The following is a 26,475-nucleotide window of genomic DNA, read 5'->3' as shown; positions in this document are numbered from 1 at the left end:
TATGACTTTAAGCCGGCTTGGTCCAGCTATCGCGCAGGCTGACGATGCGATTGAACACCGGCATGCCGGGTTTCGAATCATTACGGTCGGCGACGAAATAGCCGTGGCGTTCGAACTGATAGCGATCTTCGGCGTCTGCCTGACGTGCGCCCGGTTCGAGATAAGCGCGCACGATGCGCTTCGAGTCCGGGTTCAGCGCGTCAAGAAATTCCGCGCCGCCGGCTCCTGGTTGCGGCTCTTTGAAGAGGCGGTCGTAGATCCGTACTTCGGCTTCGTACGCGCCTTCTGCGCTGACCCAGTGAATGGTGCCCTTGACCTTGTAGCCGTTTGCGCCTTCCGTGCCGGACTTGCTGTCGGGGAAATACGTGCAATGCACGGCTGTGATGTTGCCGTGCTCATCCTTATCTGCCCCGGTGCATTCCACGACGAAGCCGTACTTCAGCCGCACCTTGTTGCCCGGGAACAAACGGAAATAGCCTTTCTTCGGTACTTCCTGGAAGTCCTCGCGCTCGATCCACAATTCCCTGGAAAACGGAAATTCGCGCGTGCCGCGCTCAGGATGATGCGGATGAACGGGCGCGCTGCAAGCTTCGCTCGTGCCTTCCGGATAGTTGTCGATGATCAGTTTCAGCGGGTCGAGCACCGCGATTGCACGGGGCGCCTTTTCGTCGAGATCGTCGCGCAATGCGCCTTCCAGCACGCTCATGTCGATCCACGAATCCACCTTCGTCACCGCCACGCGGTCGCACATGAGCCGGATGCTTTCCGGCGTGAAGCCCCGACGCCGCACGCCAACAATAGTCGGCATGCGCGGGTCGTCCCAGCCGTCGACGTGATTTTCCGTCACGAGTTGAAGCAGCTTGCGTTTGCTGGTGATCGCGTACGTGAGGTTCAGGCGGGAGAACTCGATTTGCTGCGGCAGCGGACGGGTGAACTTGCCGTCATCGGCGAGTTGATTCAGGAACCAGTCATACAGCGGACGGTGATCTTCAAACTCGAGGGTACACAGCGAATGCGTGATGTTTTCGAGCGCGTCCGATACACAGTGCGTGTAGTCGTACATGGGGTAGATGCACCATGTGTCGCCGGTACGGTAATGATGCGCAAAGCGAATCCGGTAGATGACCGGGTCGCGCATGTTGAAATTCGGCGACGCCATGTCTATCTTCGCGCGCAACACGTGCTCGCCTTCCTTGAACTCGCCCGCTTTCATGCGGCGGAACAGGTCCAGGTTCTCTTCCGGCTTGCGGTCGCGGAACGGTGAATTCTTGCCTGGCTCCTGGGCTGAGCCACGCGTCGCGCGCATCTCTTCGGCCGATTGGCTGTCGACATAAGCCTGGCCGCGTTCGATCAGCAACTCGGCGAATTCGTAGAGCTTGTCGTAGTAGTCGCTGGCGAAGTACAGGTGTTCGGTGCCGTCTTTATTCCAGTCGAAGCCGAGCCACTTGACCGCGTCAATGATGGAGTCGACGTATTCGACGCTTTCCTTTTCCGGGTTCGTATCGTCGAAACGAAGGTGGCAGACGCCGCCGTAATCACGCGCGATGCCGAAATTGACGCAAATGCTCTTCGCATGGCCAATGTGCAGATAGCCGTTCGGCTCGGGCGGAAAACGTGTTTCGACCCGCTGCGACCATTTGTCGTTGCGATTGTCTTCGTCAATGATATTGCGGATGAAATTGTTTACCGCCGGGGCGTCGTTGCGATCGGTGTTCATGCGAGAAAGAGAGAGCGGACGAGGGCGCTAGCGTTGAAGACCTGCGGCTTGCGTTCGGTAAGACGTATCTGGTCTTTCGATTCTACCTTAGCGAGAGGGTCAGGACAGCGCAGGCCAGGATTTTGCCGCGATGTGCAGCGTGGCTGCGACACCGCGAGCCGCGCGCGGTTGTTGCGCGCTTGCTTGTTACCAGGCCATGGCGTTTTCAATACTGGATGTATCGAGCGTAACGGGACGTAAATCGAATTGTCGGCATTGATGGGAGGATTTTAAGATAGCCTCGCGTTCCGAAATAATGAAATTGAAAGGTTCGGGGTGTGAGCGGTATTGAGGACAAAAAGGACAATCTCATCATGAACAAGATCACACAGGTTTCTTATCAAGTTGCACGGTTCGCGGCAATGGGTGTGTTTATCGCGTCGCTTTCGGCCTGCGCGATGAACCGTACGCAGGCGCACGCGGGTATTGGGGCGGCTGCCGGCGGGGCCTTGGGTTATGTGCTGACCGGCGGTCCGCTCGGGACGGTGGCGGGTGCGGCGGCGGGCGGGCTGATCGGCGCGGGGGTGCGATAGAGCGCCCAAATATGTGCAGACCTTGTCAATCGGAGCGGGAATACGAAGGCCAGGGGATCGTCGCCAGCTTTTGCAGTTGCTCGCGAAAGTATGACGCGTATTCCGACACAACCTCTGATTTCCTCGTATTAGCCGAGATAAGCTGAATGGTCTCACGTAGCTGCTGGTCGGTCGCTCCAGCCTTTTTGTACGGCAACGTTTCCTCCGAGCCAAACAATTCTCAAGACTCTCAACTTGCGCTGTAATTTCTTCATCTCTAACTTTCGTGGAAAACGGATCCAGACCCCCCAACAAATTGTGATTCGGTTGCTCGATTTTTTTAATTTGAGAAAAGGACTTTGGTAGAGAGAGCTCTAGCGTCGCTGGCCTTCTTCGTGGCTGGGCGCCGGACGTTATACGTTCCCGTATAATCGTTGATCCTCAATCTGGCTCCCGGCGGCGCGCGCAGCGTATCAATTCGCGCCCCCGCCGTACAAAACAGCAGACCCGCACGCCATGAAAGCCGCCGACATCCGCGAGAAATTCCTCAAGTTCTTTGAATCGAAGGGCCACACGATCGTGCGCTCGTCCAGCCTCGTGCCGGGCAACGATCCCACGCTGCTCTTCGTGAACTCCGGCATGGTCCAGTTCAAGGACGTCTTCCTTGGAACCGAGAGCCGCCCGTATTCGCGCGCCACGACCTCGCAGCGCAGCGTGCGCGCAGGCGGCAAGCACAACGACCTAGAAAACGTCGGCTACACGGCCCGCCATCACACGTTCTTCGAAATGCTGGGCAACTTCTCGTTCGGCGACTATTTCAAGCGCGACGCAATCCACTACTGCTGGGAACTGCTCACCAAGGTCTACGGCCTGCCCGCCGACAAACTCACGGTTACGGTCTACCAGGAAGACGACGAAGCGTTCGCCATCTGGGAAAACGAAATCGGCGTGCCGAAGGAACGGATCATCCGCATCGGCGACAACAAGGGCGCACGCTACGCATCGGATAACTTCTGGACCATGGGCGACACCGGCCCGTGCGGCCCGTGCTCGGAAGTGTTCTACGATCACGGCCCGGACGTGTGGGGCGGCCCGCCGGGATCCCCGGAAGAGGACGGCGACCGCTTCATCGAGATCTGGAATCTCGTGTTCATGCAGTTCAATCGCGACGTCCAGGGCAACATGACGAAGCTGCCCAAGCAGAGCGTGGACACTGGCATGGGCCTCGAGCGCCTCGCCGCCGTGCTCCAGCATGTGCACAGCAACTACGAAATCGACCTGTTCCAGACGCTGATCAAGGCTGCCGCCCGTGAAACGAACACGGCGGACCTCACCAATAATTCGCTGAAGGTGATCGCGGACCATATTCGCGCATGCTCGTTCCTGATCGTCGACGGTGTGATTCCCGGCAACGAAGGCCGCGGTTATGTGCTGCGCCGGATCGTGCGCCGCGCCATCCGTCACGGCTACAAACTTGGCCGCAAGGGCGCGTTTTTCCATAAGCTCGTGGCCGATCTGGTCGAGGAAATGGGCTCGGCCTACCCGGAACTCAAGGACGCGCAAACCCGCGTAACGGACGTCCTGCGGCAGGAAGAAGAACGTTTCTTCGAGACAATCGAACACGGCATGTCGATGCTTGAAACCGAACTCGCCGCGCTCGACGCCAAGGGCTCGAAGCAACTGGACGGCGAACTCGCGTTCAAACTCCACGACACATTCGGCTTCCCGCTGGACCTGACCGCCGACGTTTGCCGCGAGCGCGGCATCACGGTCGACGAAGCCGCGTTCGACGAAGCCATGGCACGTCAACGCGAACAGGCTCGCTCGGCCGGCAAGTTCAAGTCGGCGCAAGGGCTTGACTACGCTGGCGCCAAAACCACGTTCCACGGCTACGAAAACGAAATTTTCGACGACGCCAAAATCATCGCCGTGTACGTTGATGGTGCATCGGCGAAAGAGGCGCAGGTCGGCCAGCAGGCGGTCGTCGTGCTCGATCACACGCCGTTCTATGCAGAATCGGGTGGTCAGGCGGGCGATCAGGGTGTGCTCGCGAACGCCGCGGTGCGCTTCGCGGTCGCCGATACCCTCAAGGTCCAGTCCGACGTTGTTGGTCATCACGGCACGGTCGAGCAGGGCACGCTGAAGGTAGGCGACGTGGTGAAGGCGGAAATTGATACCGTTCGCCGTGTTCGCACCGCCCGCAATCACTCGGCCACGCACTTGATGCACAAGGCGCTGCGCGAAGTGCTCGGCAGCCACGTGCAGCAAAAGGGTTCGCTCGTCGACCCTGACAAGACCCGCTTCGACTTCGCGCACAACACACCCATGACCGACGAGCAGATTCGTCGCGTGGAAGAAATCGTCAATGCGGAAGTGCTGGCAAACGCGCCGGGCATCGTGCGCGTCATGCCGTACGACGAAGCCGTGAAGGGCGGCGCAATGGCGCTGTTCGGCGAAAAATACGGCGACGAAGTGCGCGTGCTCGACCTCGGTTTCTCGCGCGAACTTTGCGGCGGCACGCACGTGCATCGCACGGGCGACATCGGCTTGTTCAAGATCGTGATGGAAGGCGGCGTGGCTGCCGGGATTCGTCGCGTGGAAGCAATCACCGGCGATAACGCCGTGCGCTTCGTTCAGGAACTCGATGCACGGATCAATGCGGCGTCAGCCGCGCTGAAGGCGCAGCCGTCCGAGCTCACGCAGCGCATCACGCAGGTTCAGGAGCACGTGAAGGCGCTGGAAAAGGAACTCGGCGCGCTGAAGTCGAAGTTGGCTTCCAGTCAGGGAGACGAACTCGTATCGCAGGCGGTTGAGATCGGCGGCGTGTTTGTGCTGGCGGCGCAATTGCCGGGCGCTGATAGCAAGACACTGCGCGAAACCGTCGATAAATTGAAGGACAAGCTGAAGAACGCAGCTATCGTTCTGGCTGCCGTCGATGGCGACAAGGTCAGCCTGATTGCGGGCGTGACGACGGAAGCATCGAAGAAGGTCAAAGCGGGTGATCTGGTGAACTTCGTCGCGCAGCAAGTTGGCGGCAAGGGCGGCGGACGGCCGGATATGGCGCAAGCGGGCGGCACCGAGCCGGAAAACCTGGCTGCAGCACTGGCCGGCGTGAATGACTGGGTGAAGGGAAAAATCTAAGCGTTCGGCTTTCAGCCGCTTCAGCCGTTTGAAAAAGCCCGTTCTGAAGTTACGACAGAACGGGCTTTTTTGCGTCTGCGAAGGATGTCTTATCTTCGCGCTGAAGAGGAAAAATGTCATCACAAAGGCCGTGGCCGTTCCGGCGCGGTTGCCTTGTCGGTAAGGTCCTCATGATCTGCAGGAACCGGCTCATGTCAACCTGACATCACCCGTCAAAATAGCAAGCAAACTGACAGGTACGCGGCTTGCCCTTGTATGGTTAGCGCAGGCACGAAGCTCTGCGTCTGGACTTTAAAAGGAACTCGTCTCATGAATCGAACACTCGTCACACTCGTCGCCGCTTCCTCGATGTTTTTCGCCACGGGTGCCGTCTATGCCAAAGGATGCCTGGAAGGTGCGGCAGTAGGCGGCGTGGCGGGCCACATGGCAGGCAAGCATGGAGCAGTGGGCGCAGCAGGCGGCTGCGCGATCGGCCATCACGAAGCGAACAAGAAAGATAAGAAGGCACAGCAGGCAGCGGCATCTAACCAACCCGCCGGAAAGTAAAACCGCAAGCGGTCAGCGGGCAGGATGAAAAACGTAAAGGCATGGTAGTTATCGGCGTCTCCGCGTATTCACGTACGAAACGCTAAAATGATTGCCACGCTCACCACCGCCCTCGCTCCCTGACCGCATGCAACATTTTGCCTCCGACAACTACGCCGGCATCTGCCCCGAAGCGCTCGCCGCGCTCATCGAAGCTAACAACAGCGGCCACGAGCCGGCCTACGGGGACGATTCCTGGACCCAAGGCGTGTGCGACCGCATTCGCGACCTGTTCCAGACCGACTGCGAAGTCTTCTTCGTGTTCAACGGCACAGCGGCCAATTCACTGGCGCTCGCATCGCTTTGTCAGTCGTATCACTCGGTGATCTGCCACGAGCTCGCTCACATCGAAACCGATGAATGCGGCGGCCCTGAATTCTTCTCGGGCGGCTCCAAATTGCTGACGGCGTCAGGCGTGGACGGCAAGCTTACGCCGGATGCTATTGAAGCCATCGTCACACGTCGCGCCGACATTCACTATCCCAAGCCCAAGGTCGTCACGCTGACGCAGTCCACGGAAGTGGGCACCGTCTACAGCGTGGAAGAAATCCGCGCAATCGCGGCGATCGCGAAGCGCCGCCATCTGAAGGTGCACATGGACGGCGCGCGGTTTGCGAACGCGGTCGCTTCGCTGGACGTGCATCCGTCGGAGATCACTTGGCGCGCAGGCGTCGACGTGCTGTGTTTCGGCGGCACGAAGAACGGCCTGCCGGTCGGCGAGGCAGTGATTTTCTTCGATAAGGCGCTGGCCGTCGATTTTGCGTATCGGTTGAAACAGGCGGGGCAGTTGGCGTCGAAGATGCGGTTTATCTCGGCGCCTTGGCTCGGTCTGCTCAATAACGATGTCTGGCTACGCAACGCGCGCCATGCGAACGCAATGGCGCAATTGATGGCCGAGCGGCTGGAAGGCATAGAAGGCGTGAAGGTGATGTTCAAGCCGCAGGGGAACGCGGTGTTCGCCGAGCTGCCGCCGGCTGTTGCGCAAGCGCTGCGCAACAAGGGCTGGAAGTTTTATCAGTTCATCGGCTCGGGTGGCTGCCGGCTGATGTGTGCGTGGGACACGCTGCCGGAAACGGTGGAGCAGTTCGCCGCCGAGATCCGCGCACTGTGCGCTCCACGCTGACCCCACCGACCTTTTTAGATCCTCTGACCTCAGACCATGATCGAATACCATTTCTGTCCACGCGATGCCAACAAGCTGGTCGAACGCACCGATGCAAGCCACGAAGGCGGACGCGTGCGACTCGCGTGTCCGGACCCGGAATGCGGCTTCGTGCACTGGAATAATCCGCTGCCGGTGGTCGCGGCGATCGTGGAGTACGAGGGCAAGATCCTGCTCGCGCGCAACGCGGCGTGGGTCGAGGGCATGTTCGCGCTGATCACTGGCTTTCTCGAGAACGGCGAGACGCCCGAAGAGGGCATCGCGCGGGAAGTGCTGGAGGAAACGTCGCTGGTCGCGCAGTCGGTGGAACTGGTCGGCGTCTACGAATTCATCCGCAAGAACGAACTGATTATCGCGTACCACGTGAAGGCGAACGGGACAATCAACCTGTCGCCGGAATTGCTTGAATACCGTCTGGTCGAGCCCGCGAAGCTCAGGCCCTGGCGCGCGGGAACCGGCCATGCCGTGGCGGAATGGATGCGTCGGCGCGGCCTGGCCGTGGAGTATGTGGACCGCCCGGGGCAGTAGCACGCGCAACACCCGGACTACATGGCGTCCGCGCGGATTGACGGACTCCCGCCGGACTCCTAACATGCCAGACGCCTCACTCAACCGCGGACACACGTCATGGCCTTCATTTTCTACGTCACCCACATCCACCTCGGTTACGACGCGCTCGCTATGCTCGACAGCGAATGCACGCGCGTCGGCATCAAGCGGCCGCTGATCATCACGGACAAAGGCGTCCTGGCTGCGGGGCTGGTGTCGCAAACCGTCCAGGCGCTGAACCTGGATGCGGGCGCTGTTCCCATCTTCGATGAAACCCCGTCGAATCCCACCGAAGCGATGGTGATGAAAGCCGCCGCGCTGTACAAAAGCGAAGGCTGTGATGGCCTGATCGCAGTGGGCGGTGGTTCATCCATCGATCTGGCGAAGGGCGTCGCGATTATGGCGACTCATCCGGGCACGCTGACGGAATACGCGACCATAGAAGGCGGCAGCAACAAGATCACCGCTGAGGCGGCCCCGCTGATTGCTGTTCCGACCACCTCGGGCACCGGCAGCGAAGTGGCGCGCGGGGCGATCGTCATTCTCGACGACGGCCGCAAACTCGGCTTTCACTCGTGGCATCTGCTGCCCAAGTCGGCGGTTTGCGATCCCTCGCTGACGCTGGGTTTGCCGCCCATGCTCACCGCTGCAACGGGCATGGACGCGATCGCGCATTGCATCGAAACATTTCTTGCGCCGGCGTTCAATCCGCCTGCGGATGGCATCGCGCTGGATGGGCTGGAGCGCGCGTGGGCATGCATCGAACGGGCGACGCACGACGGCCAGGATCGCGATGCGCGTCTGAACATGATGAGCGCGTCGATGCAGGGCGCCATGGCGTTCCAGAAGGGTCTGGGCTGCGTGCATTCGCTCTCGCATCCGCTGGGCGGACTGGTCGTCAACGGACGGACCGGGCTGCATCACGGCACGCTGAATGCGGTCGTTTTGCCGGCCGTGCTGCGCTTCAACGAAAGCGCGCCGAGCGTGGTGGCCGACAAGCGTTTTGCACGGATGCGCCGCGTGATGAATCTCGCCGCTAATGCCGATATCGCTCAAGCTGTTCATGACATGACCGAGCGCCTCGGCCTGCCAACACGCCTGTCGCAAATGGGCGTTGAGCAAGACATGTTCGACAAGGTGGTCAAGGGCGCGCTCGCCGATCATTGTCACAAGACCAATCCGCGTGAAGCGAGTGCGGACGATTATCGGCGGATGCTGCAGGAGTCGTTCTGATTCATGTGCCGCCCTGTTCCAACGACGCGCGCGGATTATCCGCATTTCCTTTCGATCAATACGCGCTGGTCCGATAACGATCTCTACGGCCACGTGAACAACGTGGTGTATTACAGCTACTTCGATACCGTGGTGAATGAGTATCTGATCCGGCACGGTGCGCTCGATCTGGAAGCAGGCAAGACGATTGGGCTCGTGGTGGAAACGCATTGCAGCTACTTCGCTTCGCTGGCGTTTCCAGAACGTATCGATGCTGGTTTGCGTGTGACGCGGCTCGGATCCACGAGCGTGCGTTACGAAGTGGGTATCTTCAGCGCGGGTTCCGAGCAACCCGCGGCGCAGGGTCATTTTGTGCACGTCTATGTCGATCGCGATACGCGCCGTCCGGTGCCGTTGCCGGAAGCGCTGGTCGCGGCGCTCAAGCCGCTCGTGAACGGTTAGCGCCCAACGTGACCTCGTTCGTTCAGTGGTTCGCGATCAACCTTCTGAATGGAGTGAGTGTCGGGTTGCTGCTGTTCATGCTGTCGGCGGGACTGACGCTGATCTTCAGCATGATGGGCGTGCTCAACTTCGCTCACGCGAGCTTTTATATGCTCGGCGCGTATGTGGGTTATGCGCTCGCGGCGCATGGGGGCTTCTGGTTCGCGCTGGTTGTTTCACCGCTACTCGTTGGCGCGCTCGGCGGACTGTTCGAGCGTTTTCTATTGCGCCGGATTGAAGCGCGCGGTGCGCTTGCCGAGCTTCTGCTGACGTTCGGTGCGGCTTATCTGATGGCAGAGGCCGTGAAGCTGCTCTGGGGTCTTGCGCCCATTAACGCCGTTGTTCCCTCCGCTCTCGATGGCCCGTTGTTCACGCTTTACGGCGCCGCATTCCCGCGTTATCGCGCGTTCATGATGTTCGTGTCGCTGCTCATGTTGCTGGCTTTGTATGCCGTGCTGCGGGTCTCGCGGATAGGGCTCGTGGTAAGAGCTGCGCTCACGCATGCCGCAACCGTCGAGACGCTTGGGCACAATGTGCCGCGTGTGTTTACGCTTGTCTTTGCTACAGGCACTGCGCTCGCTGCGCTGGCGGGCGTGATCGGGGCGCCGTTGTTTGTCATCGAACCTTCGATGGCCGAAAACATCGGACCCATCGTGTTTGTTGTCGTGGTCGTAGGTGGCCTGGGGTCGGTGGGCGGCGCGCTGGTGGCATCGCTTCTGATTGGTTGCGTGCAGACGTTTGTAGTCGGGACTACGTTGTCGCTTGGCGGCATGGCCCAGCTTGCCGGCGTTGCGTTGCCGCCTGCGTGGGCTTCGTTGAGCGTCGCGCAGATCGCGCCCGTGCTGCCGTATGTGCTGCTCGTCGCGATGCTTGCTCTGCGTCCTCGCGGACTGTTTGGCCAGCGTGGCGACGACGATGCGTAACTCACCTCTCTCTTTGCGTCAGGCGCTTCCGTGGCTATTGCTCGTGGCCGGTCTTGTGTTGCCGCCGGTCTTCACATCGCAGAGCTGGCTGCTCGCCTATCTCGCGCAAACCGCGACCATGATCGTGTTCGCGCTCTCGTTCAATCTGCTGCTCGGCGAGACAGGATTGCTGTCGTTTGGTCATGCCGTTTATGCCGGGCTCGGCGCGTTCGCCGCCGCGCAAATCTTCAATCGATACGCCATACCGCTGCCTTTGTTGCCGTTGATCGGCGGTGTGTCGGCGGCGCTCGTGGGAGTTGTGTTCGGCTTCTTTTCAACGCGTCGCGCCGGCACGACTTTCGCGATGATCACACTTGGAATTGGCGAACTCGTTGCGGCGGGCGTGTGGCTCGTGCCGGGTTGGTTCGGCGGCGAGGGCGGTGTTCCTATCGATCGGGCGAGCGGTCCGGGTATCTTCGGCTTGAACTTTGGGTCTTCGATCCAGGCGTATGCCCTGATCGCCGGATGGTGCGTGTTGGCGTGTATCGCCATGTTCGTGTTCTCGCGCACGCCGTTCGTGCGGGTGGCGAACGCGGTCCGCGATAACCCCGTGCGTGCTGCCGCCATCGGCTTCGATCCGCGTCGTGTGCGCTTCGCGATGGTGATCGTAGCGGCGTTTTTTGCGGGCGTGGCGGGCGCCCTGGGGCTGATCAATGTGGAGCTGGCATCGGCGGAAGGGGTGGGGCTCGCGCGCTCGGGCAGCGTGCTGATCGCAGCGGTGATCGGCGGGACTGCAGAATTCTTTGGGCCGGTGTTGGGAGCCGTGCTGCTGACGTTTTTCAGCTTGGCGGTGGGGAGTGTATCGCTGGCGTGGGTGGCCTATCTGGGGCTGTTTTTTGTGTGGGTTGTGGTGGTGGCGCCGAAGGGCTTGGTAGGCTTTATCGCAGCACGATCACGCGCCGGTTACGTGGCTATCGCGTTCGCCTTGTGCGCCGCTGGCGGATGGCTGCTGGCGATCGTGATTGCTATGGAACTCGCCTACGCGCTGCAATTCGATAGTCATGGCGACGGCCTTGCGCACGTCGCGGGTTTCCTTCTCGATGGCCGGCATGCCGCTCCCTGGTGCTTCGCGTTTGTCACCGCTGTGATTGCTGCTCTCTTCTCCCGACACGCACGGGGCGCACGATGAACACCGCGCTCGAACTGAAGCAGATCACGAAGCGTTTTGGCGCGACGCAGATCCTTCGTGGTGTCGATCTGAGCATTCGCGAAGGCGAACGTCATGCGTTGATCGGTCCCAACGGCGCGGGCAAGTCCACCTTGTTCGATCTGATTGCGGGACGCACGCAACCAACAAGCGGCCGTATCGCGTTGAACGGTCTCGATGTGACAGGGATGCCGGCTCATCGGCTGGGACGCAGGGGGCTCGCGCGCAGCTTCCAGACCACAAGCGTGTTCACGGGTCTCACCGTCCGCGACAACGTCCGTTGCGCGGTGCTCGGTTCGTGTGCGGCCGCGCGGAGGGACCGATGGTTTCGATCGAGCTTGATTGACGATGAGGCGCATCGGGTAATTGCGGCTATCGGTCTTGCCGATCGTAGCGATGCACTCGCCACAAGCCTCAGCTATGCGGAGTTGCGAGCGCTCGATTTAGGGCTCGCGCTGGCCACGGGCGCATCCGTGCTGTTGCTCGATGAACCTACCGCCGGCATGAATCGCGCGGAAGCCGCGCGTGCACTCGCGTTGATTCGCGAGACGACGCAAGGGAAAACATTGTTGATCGTGGAGCACGATATGGAAGCGGTGTTTGCACTCGCCGATCGCATTTCAGTGCTTGTGCAAGGCCACATTATCGCGACGGGGACGCCCGCTGACATTGCTGCGGACCCCGTGGTTCGCTCAGCCTATCTCGGCGAAACGCCATGACGACGCTGCTCGAAATCGATAACCTGAACGCATGGTATGGGTCGAGCCATGTGTTGCACGGCGCGAGTTTGCGTATCGGCGAAGGCGAGATCGTAGCCTTGGCCGGACGCAACGGGTCGGGACGCTCGACGCTCGCGAAAGCACTGATGGGACTGGTACACGCGCAAGGGGTGGCGAACTTTCGCGGGGTATCGATGCTGGGGAAACGTCCTTATGCAATCGCCCGGATGGGCGTGGGCTACGTGCCCGAGCAACGCGATGTTTTCCCGACGCTAAGCGTGATAGAAAACCTGCAGCTCGGCATGAAGCGGGGTGGATCACGGCTCACCACGCGGTTCACCCTCAACGACGCGGAGCAACTTTTTCCCGTGCTGCGAGAACGTGCGGCGGTGAAGGCGGGGATGTTGTCGGGAGGCGAGCAGCAAATGCTGGCGCTCGCCCGCACGTTGATGGGTGATCCGTCGTTCGTCATCGTCGATGAACCCACGGAAGGACTCGCGCCACAGGTCGTGGCGCAAGTCTCTTCATGCTTGAAAAAAATGCGGGAGCGAGGCGTAGCGATTCTACTGATCGAGCAACGTATGAGCATTGCGCGCGAACTGGCTACGCGCGTCGCGGTGATGGGTCACGGCGCGATCGTCTTTGACGACACGCCTGCCGCTCTTGCCGCGAACGAGCGCGTAATCAGCGAATGGCTCTCTGTCGGTGGTTAAGTCAATAAGCCACGAAGCTAAGTCACGAAGCCTTGCTGTCCCTCTCCACGATCCATTCGTGCTTCGGATCGTTCTTGAAGTGCCAGGTGCGTTTGTCGCCCGCCATCACGTTCAGGTAGTAGTTGTCGTAGCCATACGGCACCACGACCGGATGATAACCACGCGGCACCATGACGACGTCATGATCTTCAACGGCCATGGTTTCATCGAGGTCGCGTTCATCGGTATAAACACGCTGGAAGGCGAACCCTTGCGGCGGGTTCAACCGATGATAATACGTCTCTTCAAGCGAGCTCTCCACCGGCACATTGTCCCTGTCGTGCTTGTGCGGAGGGTAGCTTGAGGCGTGACCGCCGGGCGTCTTCACTTCGACTACAAGCAAGCCCTCTGCAGGTTCGGTTTGCGGAAGAATATCGCAGACGTAGCGCGTATTCGCGCCCTTGCCGCGGGTTGAGCGTTTCATCTGTGATGGCTCGATCAATCGCGGCGGGTACTTGCCCGTAGCGGGCGCACTCGCCACACCAACTTCCGCATCGCGATCTGCGCGAATGGTCGCGGCGAGTTTGGGCGGCAAATAAACCGCGTAAGGGGCAGTGTCCTCGAACACGCTGTCGCGCGAGCCGAGTTTCTCCCATTTATGCTCACCGGCTTCTATGCTCACCGTCCCCGATAACACGACAATACACACCTCACGCTGCGCTTCATGCACATGCACGATGTCGCCGGTTTCCAGCCGATAGGCCGCGAAGCCTACGTGTTTCCATAACGCCGTTTCGGGCGTGACGCGCGCGATGGTCTGGCCTTCGCGCGATGCTTTGACGAGCAGGCTCATATTGCCTCCTGGAGCGTTTCTTCTACTAGCGAGCGCAGCGTCTTGTAGCCTTTTTCGGCGTACGCATAGCTGGTGGCAATGACGGGATCTTGCTCCGCTTCAACCACAAGCCAGCCACGATAACCATGCTGCTTCAATCGGGCGATGATCGATGGAAAGTCCACCGTGCCGTCACCGGGAACGGTGAACGCGCCGTTGATCACCGCCTCCAGGAAGCTCCAGTTCCGGTTCCGCGCAAGCTTGATGATTTCCGGCCGAACGTCCTTGCAATGCACATGGCAAACGCGCTCGATGTGCTTGTTGAGAACCGTCAGCGGATCGCCGCCAGCGAACGTAATGTGACCGGCATCGAAGAGCAGGCCCACGGCTTCATTCGTGAGGCTCATCAGGCGATCGACATCCGCAGGTGTCTCCACGTAAGCGCCCATGTGATGGTGATAGGCCACGCGCACGCCGCGAGAGAGCGTGTATTCGGCGAACGTGTTCAGGCGTTTTGCGTACTCGTTCCAGCGATCATCGGAGAAAAAACGCGGGCGCTGGTACAGCGGTCGCGGCGCCCCCTGGATAGAGTCAGAGACTTCGCCATAGACCATGACCGTTGCGCCGTTTTTTGCAAGCAGATCGAGATGCGGGCCTACAGCCGCGATCTCATCCTCTGCGCTGTGTTCGGCGAGCCGTCCGGAATACCAGCCGGAGACGAGCGCGAGGTCATATCCGGCAAGCAGCGTTTTCAACGCTTCCGGTTCACGCGGAAATTTGTTGCCCAGTTCAAACCCTTCATAGCCGATCTGCTTGCCCTCGGTCAGCGCCACGCTTAGCGGCGTCTCACCGCCGAGCGAGGGCAGGTCGTCGTTCATCCATGACAGCGGATTGATGCCGATCCGTACATCGAACGTGCTCATCGCTTATTCCTTCGTGCGCTTCGAACGCGCCGTGATTTCATGTTCATAGTTTGCACGCGCCGAGCGCACCGCTTCACGCGATGACACTTCCGGCACCGCGACTTCCCACCACCAGCCGCCTTCTTCAGTAGGACGTGCCGGATCGGTGTCAATGCTGATCAGATACGAGCGGGTGGATGCGCGTGCGCGTTGCATCGCGGCTTCGAGTTCATCGATATTCGCTACATGCTCAGCGCTCGCGCCGAGCGAGCGTGCGTGCATTGCGAAGTCGATAGCAGGTGCGCCTTCCGGACCCTGGCGGCAATCGTCGATCAGGTTGTTGAACGGCGCGCCCCCGCACGCTTGCTGCAAGCGGTTGATACAGCCGTATCCGCGGTTGTCGAGCAGCACCACGATCAGTTTGGCCCCAAGCATCACCGACGTAGCCAGCTCGCTGTTCATCATCAGATAGCTGCCATCGCCGACAATCACGATCACTTCACGCTCGGGCCGCGCGAGTTTCGCGCCAAGACCGCCAGCAATTTCATAGCCCATGCACGAGTAGCCGTATTCGACGTGATAACCACCCGGCGTGCTCGTGCGCCAAAGCTTTTGCAAGTCGGCGGGCAGGGTTCCCGCCGCGCACACCACCACGTCATGCGCGGCCGATTGCGCGCTTGAGCGTTGCACCGCGCCGATCACATCGGCTTCGCGCGGCAACGTGTTGTCGTCTTGAGGCGCGTTGGTCACTTGGTCGACGGTGGCGCGCCAGCTATCCGCGAGTTCGTGCGCGCGTGCGGTCCATGGCGGCGACGCACGCCAGTCATCGAGCTCCTCGCTCAATGTCCCAAGCGCAAGACGCGCATCGGCTTCTACCGATAAAGCGCCTTGTTTCAAGGCATCGAATGCATTTGCGTTAATGCCAATCAGCTTGGCCTGCGTGAACAGCGTGTTCGATCCGGTCGTGAAATCCTGCAGCCGGGTACCCACCGCGAGCACGCAATCCGCGTCGTGCGCGAGTTCGTTGGCCGCGTCAGATCCCGTCACGCCGATACCGCCAAGATTCAGCGGATGGTCCCACGCGAGGGCACTTTTCCCCGCTTGCGTTTCGGCAACGGGGATGCCGTGACGCTCGGCGAATGAACGCAATGCGTCGGTTGCCAGGCCGTAGAGAACGCCGCCGCCTGACACGAGCAGAGGCTTTTTAGCGGCGCGTAATGCAGCGGCGGCTTGTGCGATCTCTTCATCGATGGGCGAGGGCGTGTGGAAGGGAACCACACGCGGCTCGAAGAACGAGGCGGGGTAGTCGTAGGCCATCGCCTGCACGTCTTGCGGCAGCGCGAGCGTCACCGGCCCGCACAATGCGGCGTCTGTGAGCACCCGCATTGCGCGCGGCAACGCGGTCAGCAATTGCGCCGGATGCACGATGCGATCGAAGTAACGCGAGACAGGCTTCAATGCATCGTTCGCGGAAATACCACCATCGGCGAAATCTTCTACCTGCTGCAAGACCGGATCGGGTGCGCGCGATACAAATACATCGCCGGGCAGCAACAGCACCGGCAAGCGGTTCACGTGCGCGAGCGCAGCGGCCGTTACAAGGTTGGTCGCGCCGGGACCAATGGACGTGGTCACCGCCATCATGCGGCGTCGAAAGTGGGCCTTTGCATACGCAATAGCCGCGTGCGCCATCGCCTGCTCGTTGTGCGCGCGATAAGTCGGCAACGTCTCGCGATGCGCATACAACGCCTCGCCAATGCCTGCCACGTTGCCATGCCCGAAGATCGCGAAGACGCCGCCGAACAGCGGCTCGCCGTCCGGGGTTTGCTGCGCGGCGAGATAGCGGACCAGCGCTTGCGCGGTGGTTAAACGAAGCGTGCTGTTCATGCTGCCTGCTCCTGCGTAAGCGCTTGCGTGGTGTTCTTTGTCCGTGCCTCGCGCCATGCATCGATCAACGTTTCGAACGTCCGTCGAACCCGTGCGATCAGTTCGGCGTCGTCGATGGAACCCGCCAGCCACTCATGACTTGGCTCATGAAAGATCGTCCTGCCGACGGTGAATCCACGACACGTCTTCGATAAAGCCGCCGGTTTGAAGCCCTCGCACAGTTGGTCGACAGCAGCCGACAAGCCCAGCAGAACGACCCCGCGGCACGCCGGATCACGCTCGGCAATCAGCGCATCGACCGCTTGCCACTGCGCCGCGCTCATGGGTTCGAGCTTCCACCACTCGGGATAGATGCCAAGGTTGTAGAGCCGTTTCAACGATCGCAAAGCGGTATCTTCTTCGATCGGCGGACCGTTCTTCGGCACAATGACTTCGAGCAGCAGTTCGTGCCCGCTGGCCTGAACCGCGTCGTACAACGTGCGAATTTGCGCTTCCTGTTCGAGGCGAAGATCGTGCGGGTGATCGGGATGATAGTGAACCAGGCACTTCGCCACATGCTCCCGCGGCCACTCGATCAGCGTCGTGCCAATTGACCGGCCATGATCGAAGACAAGCGGCATCGAGCCGGGTAATTCCACCGGGCGGCCGATCCACCAGCCACGTCCGGTCGCCGCGTTTAACGCGTCCTGGCCGTAGCGGTCGTCGATCAGCACGCCGATGCGTCCTTCCAGGCCGCGTTCTTTTTCCGTCTGCGCCACGGCTTCCACGAACAAGGCTTTGAGGGCAGCAATGCGCGACTCATCCGCGCCGGTTTGCTGCGCGAGATCGAAGAACTGGTTGCGATGATCGAAGGCAAAACCGAGCACTTCGTCCCACGTCTTGCGAGCTGGTGTGACACGATGCAGGCGCGCGAGCGTTGCATCACGATCGGGCCTGCGCATGCGGGCAGGGTCGGCACGCGCGGCATCGAGGAAGTAAGTGAGTTCAGCGGGCGTAGGCATGGCGGGCGCGCAACCGTGACGCGATACGACAAGCCCACCGCATGCATTCGCTGTGCGCGCGCAGACTTCCAGCGGTTCGTCTCTCAGCCATCCGGCAAGGAAGCCGGACGCGAAGGCATCGCCCGCGCCGAGCACGTTCAGCACTTCCACTTCAACGCCGTGATAAACCGGCGCATCGTCGATGGAAACCGGCACGTCGCCGTCGATGATCGAGCAGCCCATCGGCCCGCGCTTGACCACCAGCATGGCGTCCGTCACGGCGCGAACGGCGGCGAGTGCATCGATCATCGTGTCCTTGCCGCCTGCAATCCGAAACTCTTCTTCCGTGCCGATCACGAGATCCATTAACGGCAAGATGCTTTGCAGATGCGCCGTCACGCCTTCGTTCGCGATGAACCGCGTCTCGCCATCGGCCTTGCCGGTCAGTCCCCAAAGTACCGGCCGGTAATCGATATCGAGCACCGTGCGGACCTGATTTCGGCGCGCGTAGTCGAGCGCACGGCGGCTCGTGCGGTTGACCTGGTCAGTGGAGAAATGCGTGCCCGTGATCAGCAGCGCCTTCGATGAAGCGATGAACGCCTCGTCGAAGTCGTTTTCATCGACGGCCATGTCGGCGCAGTCGTCGCGATAGAACACAAGCGGGAACGTATCGCGGTCTTCTATGCCGAGCAGGACCAGACCCGTCAGCCGGTCATGATCGACACGCACGTGGCTCGTATCGCAGCCCTCGCGCTCCAGCGTTTCAGTGAGGAAGCGGCCCATGTGGTCGTTGCCGACGCGCGAGAGCATCGCGGATCTGAGGCCGAGCCTCGCGCACCCGAACGCAATATTCGCCGACGAGCCGCCGAGATATTTCGCGAAGCTCGACACGTCTTCTAGCCGTGCGCCGACTTGCTGCGCGTAGAGATCGACCGCGAGCCGCCCGAGGCACACGATGTCGCGCGTTCGCCCGGTTGCGAAGCGCGATCCGGTTGATGATTGCAATGCCATGTTCGATCCTGTTCTGTAGATGACGAAAAACGAGAGCGGCCGAGCGTGCTCGTCAAGCGCTTGCTTGCTAAGCCGGCTCGCCTTCGAGTTCGTTCATCATTTGCTGCATTTCGGCGCCACCCGCCATCATGTCGAGTACTTCGTTCTTGGTGATCGTGTCCTTCGTGAACGTGCCCATCGACTTGCCGCGATTGAGCAGCGTGAACGAATCGCCGATGGGATACGCGTGATGCACGTTGTGCGTGATGAAGATCACAGAGATGCCTTTCGCGCGCGCCGTGTGAATCAGCTTCAGCACATTGAAGCTCTGCTTCACGCCGAGGGCTGCGGTGGGTTCATCGAGGATCAGAACACGCGCGCCGAAGTGGATCGCCCGAGCGATGGCGAGGCATTGTTTTTCACCACCGGACATCGTGCCAATAGGCTGATGCGGGTCCCGCACGTTGATGCCCATTTCGGAGAGCCGCGCACGCGATGTTTCCGCGGCGAGATCCAGGTCCATCACGTTGATAAAGCCGAAGCGTTTTTTCTGCGGCTCGCGACCCATGAAGAAGTTACGCGCCACCGATAGCAGCGGTACGAGCGCGAGATCTTGATACACGGTTGCAATACCAAGATCGAGCGCTTCTTTCGGCGAGCCGAAGTGGACCGGTTTGCCATCGACGAGATACTCGCCGGAGGAGGGCGTATGGACGCCCGCCAGCGTCTTGATCAGGGTCGACTTGCCGGCCCCGTTGTCGCCGAGCAGGCAATGTACTTCGCCGCGTCTCAGGCGCAGCGTGACGCCGTTCAGCGCGATCACCTTGCCGAAAAATTTGCTGACATTTTCCAGCGCCAGGATGGTGTCTTCAGGCGCGGGCGGTGTGCTCTGGATGGGATCGGACATGGTTTCGTCTCCTTGGCTTTTTGGGCCTGCTTATTGAGCCTGCGACACGCGGCGGCGCACGTAGTGATTGAACAGCACGGCGATCAGCAGCATCATGCCGAGGAACACGCGGAACCAGTCAGAAGGCACGCTGGTGTAGCCAATGCCGATCTGGACCACGCCGAAGATGAGCGCGCCGAAACATGCGCCGACTACCGAGCCGTAGCCGCCGGTCAGCAAGGTTCCGCCAATCACCGCTGCAATGATCGCTTCGAATTCCTTCTCAAGGCCCCGGTCTGCCGCAGCCGATCCGATGTCGCATACTTGCAGCACAGCAAACAGGCACGCACAGAACGCAGTCAGGACAAAGAGCGATATCTTCACGCGCCGCACCGGCACGCCGACATTCTTGGCCGCCACCGCGTCGCCGCCGGCTGCGAAAATCCAGTTGCCGAAACGGGTCTTCGCCAGGACGAACGCGCCAATGGCGGCGAGCACGACCCACCAGAGGATCACTTTCGGAATGCCCGGCACGAGTGGCTGACCATTGTCGAGCATCTTCAGGATTCCTACGTGCCCCAGCCACACGAATAAATCACGCAGGGCGACGCCATGGAAAAGGGTATTGGCAAACCAGTCTTTCGCGGCAATGTCGCCTACGCCGGAAACGATTGTCCGGTCGGCGAACATGATCGACAGCGCGAGCGTCAGGCCGCGCAGGATGAACAGGAAGGCCAGCGTGACAATGAACGACGGCAGCCGCGTGCGCATGACGATATAGCCGTTCAGCGCGCCGAGCAGCATGCAGCCCGCGAAGGCGAAAATGATCGCAAGCCAGATCGGCCAGTGGAAATAGACGGTCGGAATGGCGACCATCATCCCGGCAAAGCCGATCATGGAACCGATCGAAAGATCGAACTCGCCGGCAATCATCAGCAGGCAGGCGCCGACGGCGAGGATGCCCAGGTAAGCGGACACCTGCGACCAGTTCATGATGCCGTCGAGATTGAACATGCCCGAGCCGCCAGCGGCGATTCCGAACACGACGAAGACCAAAACGGCGCCGGATATAGCGGCGAACTCCGGACGATTCAGGATGTGCCCGAAGCGAGATTCGCGGCGGATGCGCTCGTCGGCGGAGGCCGCCGCAGTGGCTGTTGATGGGCTCGATGCCGCTGCGCCGTCAGATGGCTTGCGATGTCCCGAGAGGGTATGTTTTCCGGCTACGCCCATGATGTCTCCTTCGTCTTTCATTCGCGATGCGGCGTTGGTTCACAGGGCGAACATGCTGATGCGCGAGCGATACAGGTGAATGGTGCGGATGACGTGATGAATGCTTGCAGTGCCTGCAAAAGCTTCAAAGATGGCGGCGCGGTGCTCAGGCCATGCTGGCCGCGCCGCCAACGGGTTCAGCGGTACTGTCCTGCGTACTTGAGCACCTTGTCGACGTTTTCCTTGGTGATAAAGCCCGGGCCTGAGCCAATATTGCGCGGCCCATAGGACGGAGCGAGCCCGTAGGTAGCAAGCCGCGCCTGGAACTTCGGATTTGCCTCAAGAGTCTGGCGGATCTTGACCGGATCGGTGGTGTGATCCTTCTTAACGATAGCCAGCACCGCGACCGGGATATAACCCTGCAAGTACGGTTGCTGGTCGATAGCGAACTGGATCGTGCCGTCCTGGATTGCCTTCGCGATATCGGTGTCAAAGTCGAAGGTCGCGAACCAGAGCTTGCCCGCAACGCCCATCTGCTTGAGTGCCTTGATGGTCGGATCGGCGGAGAGTGGGCCGAGCGCGAGCACGGCCTGGGTATCCGGGTGATTACGCAAATACGCGCTCACCTTGGATTGCACCGTGGTCGGGTCCTGGCCAGCGTCCAGCGTGGAGGCTTTGAAATCGACGCCAATTGCATCGGCGAAACCCCGGCAGCGTTCGAATGAAGCCGGGTTCGTTGCGTAGTGGTTGACGCACAGGAACGACTTGATGCCCGCCGCCTTCGCTTTCTCGCCTGCCGCTTTACCGGCCGTGTATTCAGGCTGGCCGACATGCATGATCGCGCCGAGCTGCGCGCTTTGCTCCTCGGTGCCGGAGTTGATCGTGATGAGCGGAATGTGCTTTGCCGTGACCTTGGCGATCGAACCCTTCAGCACGTCGAAGTCAGCAATGGTGACGATCACGCCGTCATAGTTGCGTGCCGCAGCTTGCTCGATCAGGCGCGCCATATCGGCAATATCGCCGTTCGGCGGGTTGCGGTAATCCGTCTGGACATTGAAGTCCTCATCCGCCTGTTTGATGGCGTTCTTGATCGTGTTCCACCACGAGTCCGAATCCGGCGCGTGGCTGATCAAAACGAAATGGGCGTCGGGTGCAGCGTGCGCTGCCTGACTGCTCAGTGCTGCTGCGCCGCACAACGCAGCGGCAGCCGCGAGCACGCGCAGGGCGCCTCGGCGATTGCAAAGTCTCATTGTCTCCACCTATCACGGTTGTTGTTCTGAACGAGCATCCGGCGTCTGGCGTACGGCGCTTGTGATCGCTCAACGCCCTGTGCTCACGACCAAGATTAGGACAAGTTTCGTCAATCTGCAATAGGAAGTTTAACTATTAGAAGTTTGGAAAAATAATTCCATTTGTTCGGTCAGGTATCTATAATCAGTTGCATCGAATACAGAACAAACCACGAGCACGGCATGCAGGAAGACACGCAAGACCCCCAAGAGACGACCGAGATCCAGACAGTCGATGAACTGATGCAGCGGATCACCGAGGCGTACGACGCGTTGCCGCGCCAGCTTAAAAGCGTGGCGACGTACATCGAACAGCATCGCAGCAACGTGATGATGGATCGCACCGGCGACATCGCCAGCGCGTGCGGCGTGCATCCCTCGGCTGTCGTGCGCTTCGCGCAGCGCTTCGGCTTCTCGGGCTTCTCTGACCTCCAGGCAATCTTCAAGCAGGCCTACACCGGCCAGAGCGGTTCCGCGCAGAGCTATCAGCAGCGCATCCGCAAACTCATCGACGAAAAGCCGGGCAAGTTGTCGGGCGGATCGGTGGCGCGCGAATTTATCGCGGCGAGCCGGAGCGGGCTGGAGGAACTCGAAGCGGGTCTCGACGATGTCCAGTTCGAAGCCGCCGTGAAGATGCTGGAGCAGGCCGAGAACATCTACGTGGTCGGCGTGCGGCGCTCGTTTCCGGTGGCGAGTTATATCGTCTACGCGCTGCAGCACACGGCGAAACGCGTGCATCTGGTGTCGGGCTTCGGCGGCATGTATCGCGAGCAGATCCGCAGCGTGAAGAAGGGCGATGTGGTGGTCGCGATCAGCTTCGCGCCGTATGGCAAGGAAACGCAGTATTGCGTGCGCGCCGCGCAGCACCACGGCGCCAAGACATTGGTGATTACCGATGGCCAGCTTTCGCCGCTCGCGCGGCACGCGAGTGCGCATTTGTTCGTGAAGGAAGGCAGCGCGTTCGCGTTCCGTTCGCTCACGAGCACGATCTGCCTGTGCCAGGCGCTGTTTATCGCGCTTGCGTACCGGCTTGAACTGAACGTAGAAGAATCAAGGGAGACAGGCGGCTATGACGATTGATGTGGCGGTGTTCGGAGCAGGGCGGATTGGCAAGATCCACGCGGCGAACCTGGCGAAGCAGCCGGGTGTACGTCTGAAGTACGTAGTCGATGTTAACAAAGAAGCCGCCGCCGCCTTGGCTGCGCTTCACGGTGCGCAAGTCGCCGATGTGGAAGGCGCGCTCGGCGATGCATCGATAGGCGCGACCGTCGTATGTTCAAGCACGGACACGCACGCTGACCTGATCCTGAAATCGGCGGCGCAAAAGAAGCATGTGTTCTGCGAAAAGCCGGTGGACCTGACGCTTGCGCGCGCACGCGCTTGCGCCGATGCCGTCGCAAAAGCCGGCGTGGTCTGCATGATCGGCTTTCAGCGCCGTTTCGATCCGACCTTCGCGGCATTGAAGGCGCGCGTGGAGGCGGGTGAAATCGGCGATCCAGAAATGCTGGTGATCACGAGCCGCGATCCGGGCGCGCCGCCGGTGGAATACATCAAGCATTCGGGCGGCATTTTCAAAGACATGCTGATCCATGACTTCGATATCTTCCGCTGGATGCTCGACGATGAAGCCGACACGCTGCACGCAACCGGAAGCTGCCTGACGGACCCGGCGATTGCGGAGGCGGGCGATATCGATTCAACGGCTGTGACGATCCGTACCAAACGCGGCCGCTTGTGCCAGATCAACACAACGCGACGCGCAGCGTACGGATATGACCAGCGCTTCGAATTGCTCGGCAGCCAAGGCATGCTGCAAGCCGGCAATGTACGTCCGACTGAAGTCACGGCGTATTCAAAGACGGCGGTTTCGAACGATGTGCCGGAAGCGTTTTTTCTTGAGCGATATCGCGCGGCTTACGCGCTCGAAATCGCTCATTTCTTCGATGCCGTCCAGGAAGGCAAGCCGGTTCGCACGACGGTCGCGGATGGCCTGAAAGCGTTGGAACTCGCCGAGGCGGCTACGCGGTCCTGGCGCGAAGGCACGATCATCAAGCTGGGGGCGGCATGAAAGCGCCCGTTCGGATTGGGATCGTTGGCTTGGGCCGACTCGGCCAGCGCCACGCACGTAACCTCGCGTGGCATGTTCCGGGTGCGACGCTCGCGGCGGCGTGCAGTCCGGTCGCGGCAGAACGCGAGTGGGCGGGCGCTAACTTGCCGGAACTCAAGCTCTACGACGACTACGAATCGATGCTGAAAGACGCATCGCTCGATGCCGTCTGGCTCGTCACACCGACTTCGCTGCATGCTGACCAGATCATCGCGGCGTTGCGCGCAGGCAAGCATGTGTTCTGCGAAAAACCGTTGTCGCTGGACTTGGCGCAGTGTGATCGCGTGATTGAAGAAAGCGCGCGCTTTCCGCATCTTCAGGTGATGATCGGCTTCGTGCGCCGTTTCGATGCCAGCTATCGCGACGCTTTCAACAAGATCCAGGAAGGCGCGATCGGCCGGCCGTTCATGGTCCGTTCGCAGACCGTCGACAAGAACGATCCCGATGGCTTTTTTGTCCGTTTCGCGCCGACATCGGGTGGTCTGTTCCTCGATTGCAGCGTCCATGACATCGATCTCGCCCGCTGGATGCTGGGTAACCCGCGCGCGACGCGCGTATTCGCCAGCGGCACGATCGCGATCCACGAAGGGCTGGCGGAATGCGGCGATATCGACAATGGTGTTGCCATCGTCGAATTCGAGGGCGGCCGGTTGGCGGTGTTCCAGGCATCGCGGACCAGCGCCCACGGCCACGATACCCAGACGGAAGTGATCGGGACGGGTGGGGCGCTATCGGTGGGACACAATCCGCGGGCGAATCGCGTGGAAATCTACGATGCCGGCGGCATCCGCAACGAATGCACGCCAACCTTCTTCGAGCGCTTCGAGCAAGCGTTCCTGCACGAAGCGGAGGTGTTCGTGGCGTCGCTGAGCGGAGGCCCCGCCACGGGCTTGACGCTTGATGACGCGCGCGAAGCCACGCGCATTGGCATTGCGATGCGGGAGTCCCTGACTAAAGGCCAGGCGGTGAATCTTTAGGCACTGGGGTAAAATCGAATTCTTATAAGCGGGTTCGAACAAGGCTCAATTCGATGGAAGTGCACAAGGAAGTCGATGCGCGCGGGCTGACGTGCCCGTTGCCCATCCTACGGGCGAAGAAGGCGCTGGCCGATATGCAGAGCGGTCAGATATTGAAAGTACTGGCGACCGATCCGGGTTCGCAACGCGACTTTGCCGCGTTTTCGAAGCAGACGGGCAATGAGCTGGTGGAATCGACGTCGCACGACAAGGTGTTCACTTTCCTCATGCGACGCCGCTGATCGACGAAAGGCCAATAAAAAATGCCCCTGGTTTTCAACCAGAGGCATTTTTTTTACGGCCGTAAAACCAGCCTGCTGGCGGCTTAGGCGTTAGCGTTTAGCCGAGCAGATGCGGCGAACGCGTGTTCAGGTATTCCTGGAAATCCTTCGCCACTTCCGGATGGCGCAGTGCGAATTCCACCGTTGCTTTCAAATATCCAAGCTTGCTGCCGCAATCGAAACGCGTGCCGTGATACTTGTACGCAAGCACTTGTTCGTCAGCGAGCAACGACTGGATTGCGTCCGTCAATTGCAGTTCGCCGCCTGCGCCCGGCTTCAATGCACGGATGTGATCGAAGATGCGCGGCTTCAGCACGTACCGCCCGACCACGCCCAGATTCGACGGTGCAACTTCAGGTTCCGGCTTTTCCACAATGCCCGACAGCTTGAAGATATTGTCTTCCCACTCTTTCCCGTCGATCACGCCGTACGACTTGGAATCCTGAGCCGGGATCTCCTCCACGCCGATCACCGAGCTGTGATAGTGATCAAACACCTCGATCATTTGCGTCATTACCGGCGGTGTGCCGTACAACAAGTCATCCGCAAGAATCACGGCAAACGGGTTGTCGCCCACCAGCTTTTCCGCGCACAGCACGGCGTGGCCGAGACCAAGCGCCTCAGCCTGACGCACATAAAAACAATCCACGTGGCTCGGCTTGATGCTGCGCACGAGATCGAGCAGCTTTTGCTTGCCGCGCGCTTCCAGCTCGGCTTCGATCTCATACGATTTGTCGAAGTGATCCTCGATCGCGCGCTTGCTGCGGCCCGTCACGAAGATCATCTCCGTGATGCCGGCGGCCATGGCCTCTTCGACCGCGTATTGAATCAGCGGTTTGTCGACGACGGGCAGCATTTCCTTCGGGCTGGCCTTGGTCGCGGGGAGGAATCGGGTGCCGAGACCCGCAACCGGGAAAACCGCTTTCGTAACTTTTAGCATTTGATGACCCTGATCCTCTTATCGTGTTTAAACGTCAAGCCTGAAACGGTGGGCATGGAAGCAGATGCCATGATGCAGGTTGATGCGTTGATAAAAAAGTGCGGCGAGATTAATTCTTCAAGCAAAAACACGCACTTTGCTATACGGCGGAACAAGCGATCGGTTGCTTTCTGGCCTTTTTCGGCGTTTTTTCAGCCTCAGCCGGCCACGCTTGG

General features: G+C 60.4%; 24 protein-coding genes. 15 read left to right on the top strand and 9 right to left on the bottom strand.

Annotation, left to right across the window (positions count from 1 at the left end; genetic code table 11):
* Positions 1 to 7: 7 nt before the first annotated feature.
* A complete protein-coding gene (locus tag SBC1_RS11640; RefSeq protein WP_165987677.1) occupies positions 8 to 1,717 on the bottom strand; it encodes a glutamine--tRNA ligase/YqeY domain fusion protein in 1,710 nt (569 codons plus the stop codon).
* A gap of 401 nt (positions 1,718 to 2,118) precedes the next feature.
* Between SBC1_RS11640 and SBC1_RS11635 the strand changes: the two genes are divergently transcribed.
* From SBC1_RS11635 to SBC1_RS11585, 11 genes are all read left to right on the top strand, one after another.
* Complete coding sequence (locus tag SBC1_RS11635; RefSeq protein ID WP_370469628.1) at positions 2,119 to 2,289, top strand: ornithine acetyltransferase; 171 nt, start codon at positions 2,119 to 2,121, stop codon at positions 2,287 to 2,289.
* Between the two features lie 495 nt (positions 2,290 to 2,784).
* Positions 2,785 to 5,409, top strand: coding sequence for an alanine--tRNA ligase (gene alaS, locus SBC1_RS11630; protein WP_165987675.1), 2,625 nt, complete (start codon positions 2,785 to 2,787; stop codon positions 5,407 to 5,409).
* A 348-nt stretch (positions 5,410 to 5,757) separates the two neighbouring features.
* Positions 5,758 to 5,955: a hypothetical protein gene (locus SBC1_RS11625; protein WP_370469627.1), complete on the top strand. Its 198-nt coding sequence runs from the start codon at positions 5,758 to 5,760 to the stop codon at positions 5,953 to 5,955.
* Between the two features lie 127 nt (positions 5,956 to 6,082).
* Entirely contained in the window at positions 6,083 to 7,117 is a 1,035-nt protein-coding gene (locus SBC1_RS11620) for a low specificity L-threonine aldolase (protein ID WP_165987673.1), read from the top strand.
* A 36-nt stretch (positions 7,118 to 7,153) separates the two neighbouring features.
* Positions 7,154 to 7,684: an NUDIX domain-containing protein gene (locus tag SBC1_RS11615; protein ID WP_165092109.1), complete on the top strand. Its 531-nt coding sequence runs from the start codon at positions 7,154 to 7,156 to the stop codon at positions 7,682 to 7,684.
* 99 nt (positions 7,685 to 7,783) lie between these two features.
* Positions 7,784 to 8,938 carry an iron-containing alcohol dehydrogenase gene (locus SBC1_RS11610; RefSeq protein WP_165092108.1) on the top strand — a complete coding sequence of 385 codons (1,155 nt, stop codon included), beginning with the start codon at positions 7,784 to 7,786 and terminating at the stop codon, positions 8,936 to 8,938.
* 3 nt (positions 8,939 to 8,941) lie between these two features.
* Positions 8,942 to 9,379: a thioesterase family protein gene (locus tag SBC1_RS11605; RefSeq protein WP_165987671.1), complete on the top strand. Its 438-nt coding sequence runs from the start codon at positions 8,942 to 8,944 to the stop codon at positions 9,377 to 9,379.
* A 77-nt stretch (positions 9,380 to 9,456) separates the two neighbouring features.
* Positions 9,457 to 10,341: a branched-chain amino acid ABC transporter permease gene (locus SBC1_RS11600; protein ID WP_165988828.1), complete on the top strand. Its 885-nt coding sequence runs from the start codon at positions 9,457 to 9,459 to the stop codon at positions 10,339 to 10,341.
* Positions 10,334 to 11,509 (top strand): branched-chain amino acid ABC transporter permease, encoded by a 1,176-nt coding sequence (locus SBC1_RS11595; protein ID WP_165987669.1) that lies wholly within the window; start codon positions 10,334 to 10,336, stop codon positions 11,507 to 11,509. The genes SBC1_RS11600 and SBC1_RS11595 overlap by 8 nt, the downstream gene beginning before the upstream one ends.
* Entirely contained in the window at positions 11,506 to 12,246 is a 741-nt protein-coding gene (locus SBC1_RS11590; RefSeq protein ID WP_165987667.1) for an ABC transporter ATP-binding protein, read from the top strand. Before SBC1_RS11595 ends, SBC1_RS11590 begins: the two co-directional genes overlap by 4 nt.
* The gene (locus SBC1_RS11585) at positions 12,243 to 12,959 is read left to right on the top strand and encodes an ABC transporter ATP-binding protein (RefSeq protein ID WP_165092104.1); all 717 of its coding nucleotides are present in this window, start codon (positions 12,243 to 12,245) and stop codon (positions 12,957 to 12,959) included. Before SBC1_RS11590 ends, SBC1_RS11585 begins: the two co-directional genes overlap by 4 nt.
* Positions 12,960 to 12,981: 22 nt before the next feature.
* On the opposite strand, the gene iolB is transcribed toward SBC1_RS11585, so the two are convergent.
* The 7 genes from iolB to SBC1_RS11550 form a co-directional block, all read right to left on the bottom strand.
* Positions 12,982 to 13,791 carry a 5-deoxy-glucuronate isomerase gene (gene iolB / locus SBC1_RS11580; protein ID WP_165987664.1) on the bottom strand — a complete coding sequence of 270 codons (810 nt, stop codon included), beginning with the start codon at positions 13,789 to 13,791 and terminating at the stop codon, positions 12,982 to 12,984.
* Positions 13,788 to 14,693 carry a myo-inosose-2 dehydratase gene (gene iolE / locus SBC1_RS11575; RefSeq protein WP_165092102.1) on the bottom strand — a complete coding sequence of 302 codons (906 nt, stop codon included), beginning with the start codon at positions 14,691 to 14,693 and terminating at the stop codon, positions 13,788 to 13,790. The genes iolB and iolE overlap by 4 nt, the downstream gene beginning before the upstream one ends.
* 3 nt (positions 14,694 to 14,696) lie before the next feature.
* Positions 14,697 to 16,559, bottom strand: coding sequence for a 3D-(3,5/4)-trihydroxycyclohexane-1,2-dione acylhydrolase (decyclizing) (gene iolD, locus SBC1_RS11570; protein WP_241201937.1), 1,863 nt, complete (start codon positions 16,557 to 16,559; stop codon positions 14,697 to 14,699).
* Positions 16,556 to 18,550 (bottom strand): 5-dehydro-2-deoxygluconokinase, encoded by a 1,995-nt coding sequence (iolC, locus tag SBC1_RS11565; protein WP_165987662.1) that lies wholly within the window; start codon positions 18,548 to 18,550, stop codon positions 16,556 to 16,558. Before iolC ends, iolD begins: the two co-directional genes overlap by 4 nt.
* Positions 18,551 to 18,617: 67 nt before the next feature.
* Positions 18,618 to 19,436: an ATP-binding cassette domain-containing protein gene (locus tag SBC1_RS11560; RefSeq protein ID WP_165092099.1), complete on the bottom strand. Its 819-nt coding sequence runs from the start codon at positions 19,434 to 19,436 to the stop codon at positions 18,618 to 18,620.
* Between the two features lie 30 nt (positions 19,437 to 19,466).
* On the bottom strand, positions 19,467 to 20,648 hold the full coding sequence (locus SBC1_RS11555; protein WP_165988825.1) for an ABC transporter permease: 1,182 nt from the start codon (positions 20,646 to 20,648) through the stop codon (positions 19,467 to 19,469).
* Positions 20,649 to 20,824: 176 nt separating this feature from the next.
* Positions 20,825 to 21,877 (bottom strand): sugar ABC transporter substrate-binding protein, encoded by a 1,053-nt coding sequence (locus SBC1_RS11550; RefSeq protein ID WP_165092098.1) that lies wholly within the window; start codon positions 21,875 to 21,877, stop codon positions 20,825 to 20,827.
* A 222-nt stretch (positions 21,878 to 22,099) separates the two neighbouring features.
* On the opposite strand from SBC1_RS11550, the gene SBC1_RS11545 reads away from it, so the two are divergent.
* From SBC1_RS11545 to SBC1_RS11530, 4 genes are read left to right on the top strand one after another with little or no spacing between them, the layout of a single operon-like run.
* A complete protein-coding gene (locus SBC1_RS11545) occupies positions 22,100 to 22,996 on the top strand; it encodes a MurR/RpiR family transcriptional regulator (RefSeq protein WP_165092097.1) in 897 nt (298 codons plus the stop codon).
* Complete coding sequence (iolG, locus tag SBC1_RS11540) at positions 22,986 to 23,984, top strand: inositol 2-dehydrogenase (protein ID WP_165092096.1); 999 nt, start codon at positions 22,986 to 22,988, stop codon at positions 23,982 to 23,984. The genes SBC1_RS11545 and iolG overlap by 11 nt, the downstream gene beginning before the upstream one ends.
* Complete coding sequence (locus tag SBC1_RS11535) at positions 23,981 to 25,000, top strand: Gfo/Idh/MocA family oxidoreductase (protein ID WP_165092095.1); 1,020 nt, start codon at positions 23,981 to 23,983, stop codon at positions 24,998 to 25,000. The genes iolG and SBC1_RS11535 overlap by 4 nt, the downstream gene beginning before the upstream one ends.
* Before the next feature lie 53 nt (positions 25,001 to 25,053).
* Entirely contained in the window at positions 25,054 to 25,281 is a 228-nt protein-coding gene (locus SBC1_RS11530) for a sulfurtransferase TusA family protein (protein WP_062084604.1), read from the top strand.
* A 97-nt stretch (positions 25,282 to 25,378) separates the two neighbouring features.
* On the opposite strand, the gene galU is transcribed toward SBC1_RS11530, so the two are convergent.
* The gene (gene galU / locus SBC1_RS11525; protein WP_062084603.1) at positions 25,379 to 26,260 is read right to left on the bottom strand and encodes a UTP--glucose-1-phosphate uridylyltransferase GalU; all 882 of its coding nucleotides are present in this window, start codon (positions 26,258 to 26,260) and stop codon (positions 25,379 to 25,381) included.
* Positions 26,261 to 26,475 lie beyond the last annotated feature (215 nt).

The organism is Caballeronia sp. SBC1, assembly GCF_011493005.1.
In the GTDB taxonomy this organism is placed as follows: domain Bacteria; phylum Pseudomonadota; class Gammaproteobacteria; order Burkholderiales; family Burkholderiaceae; genus Caballeronia.
Note: the sequence above shows the minus strand (reverse complement) of the source record. Positions and strands in the feature narration are given on the sequence as shown.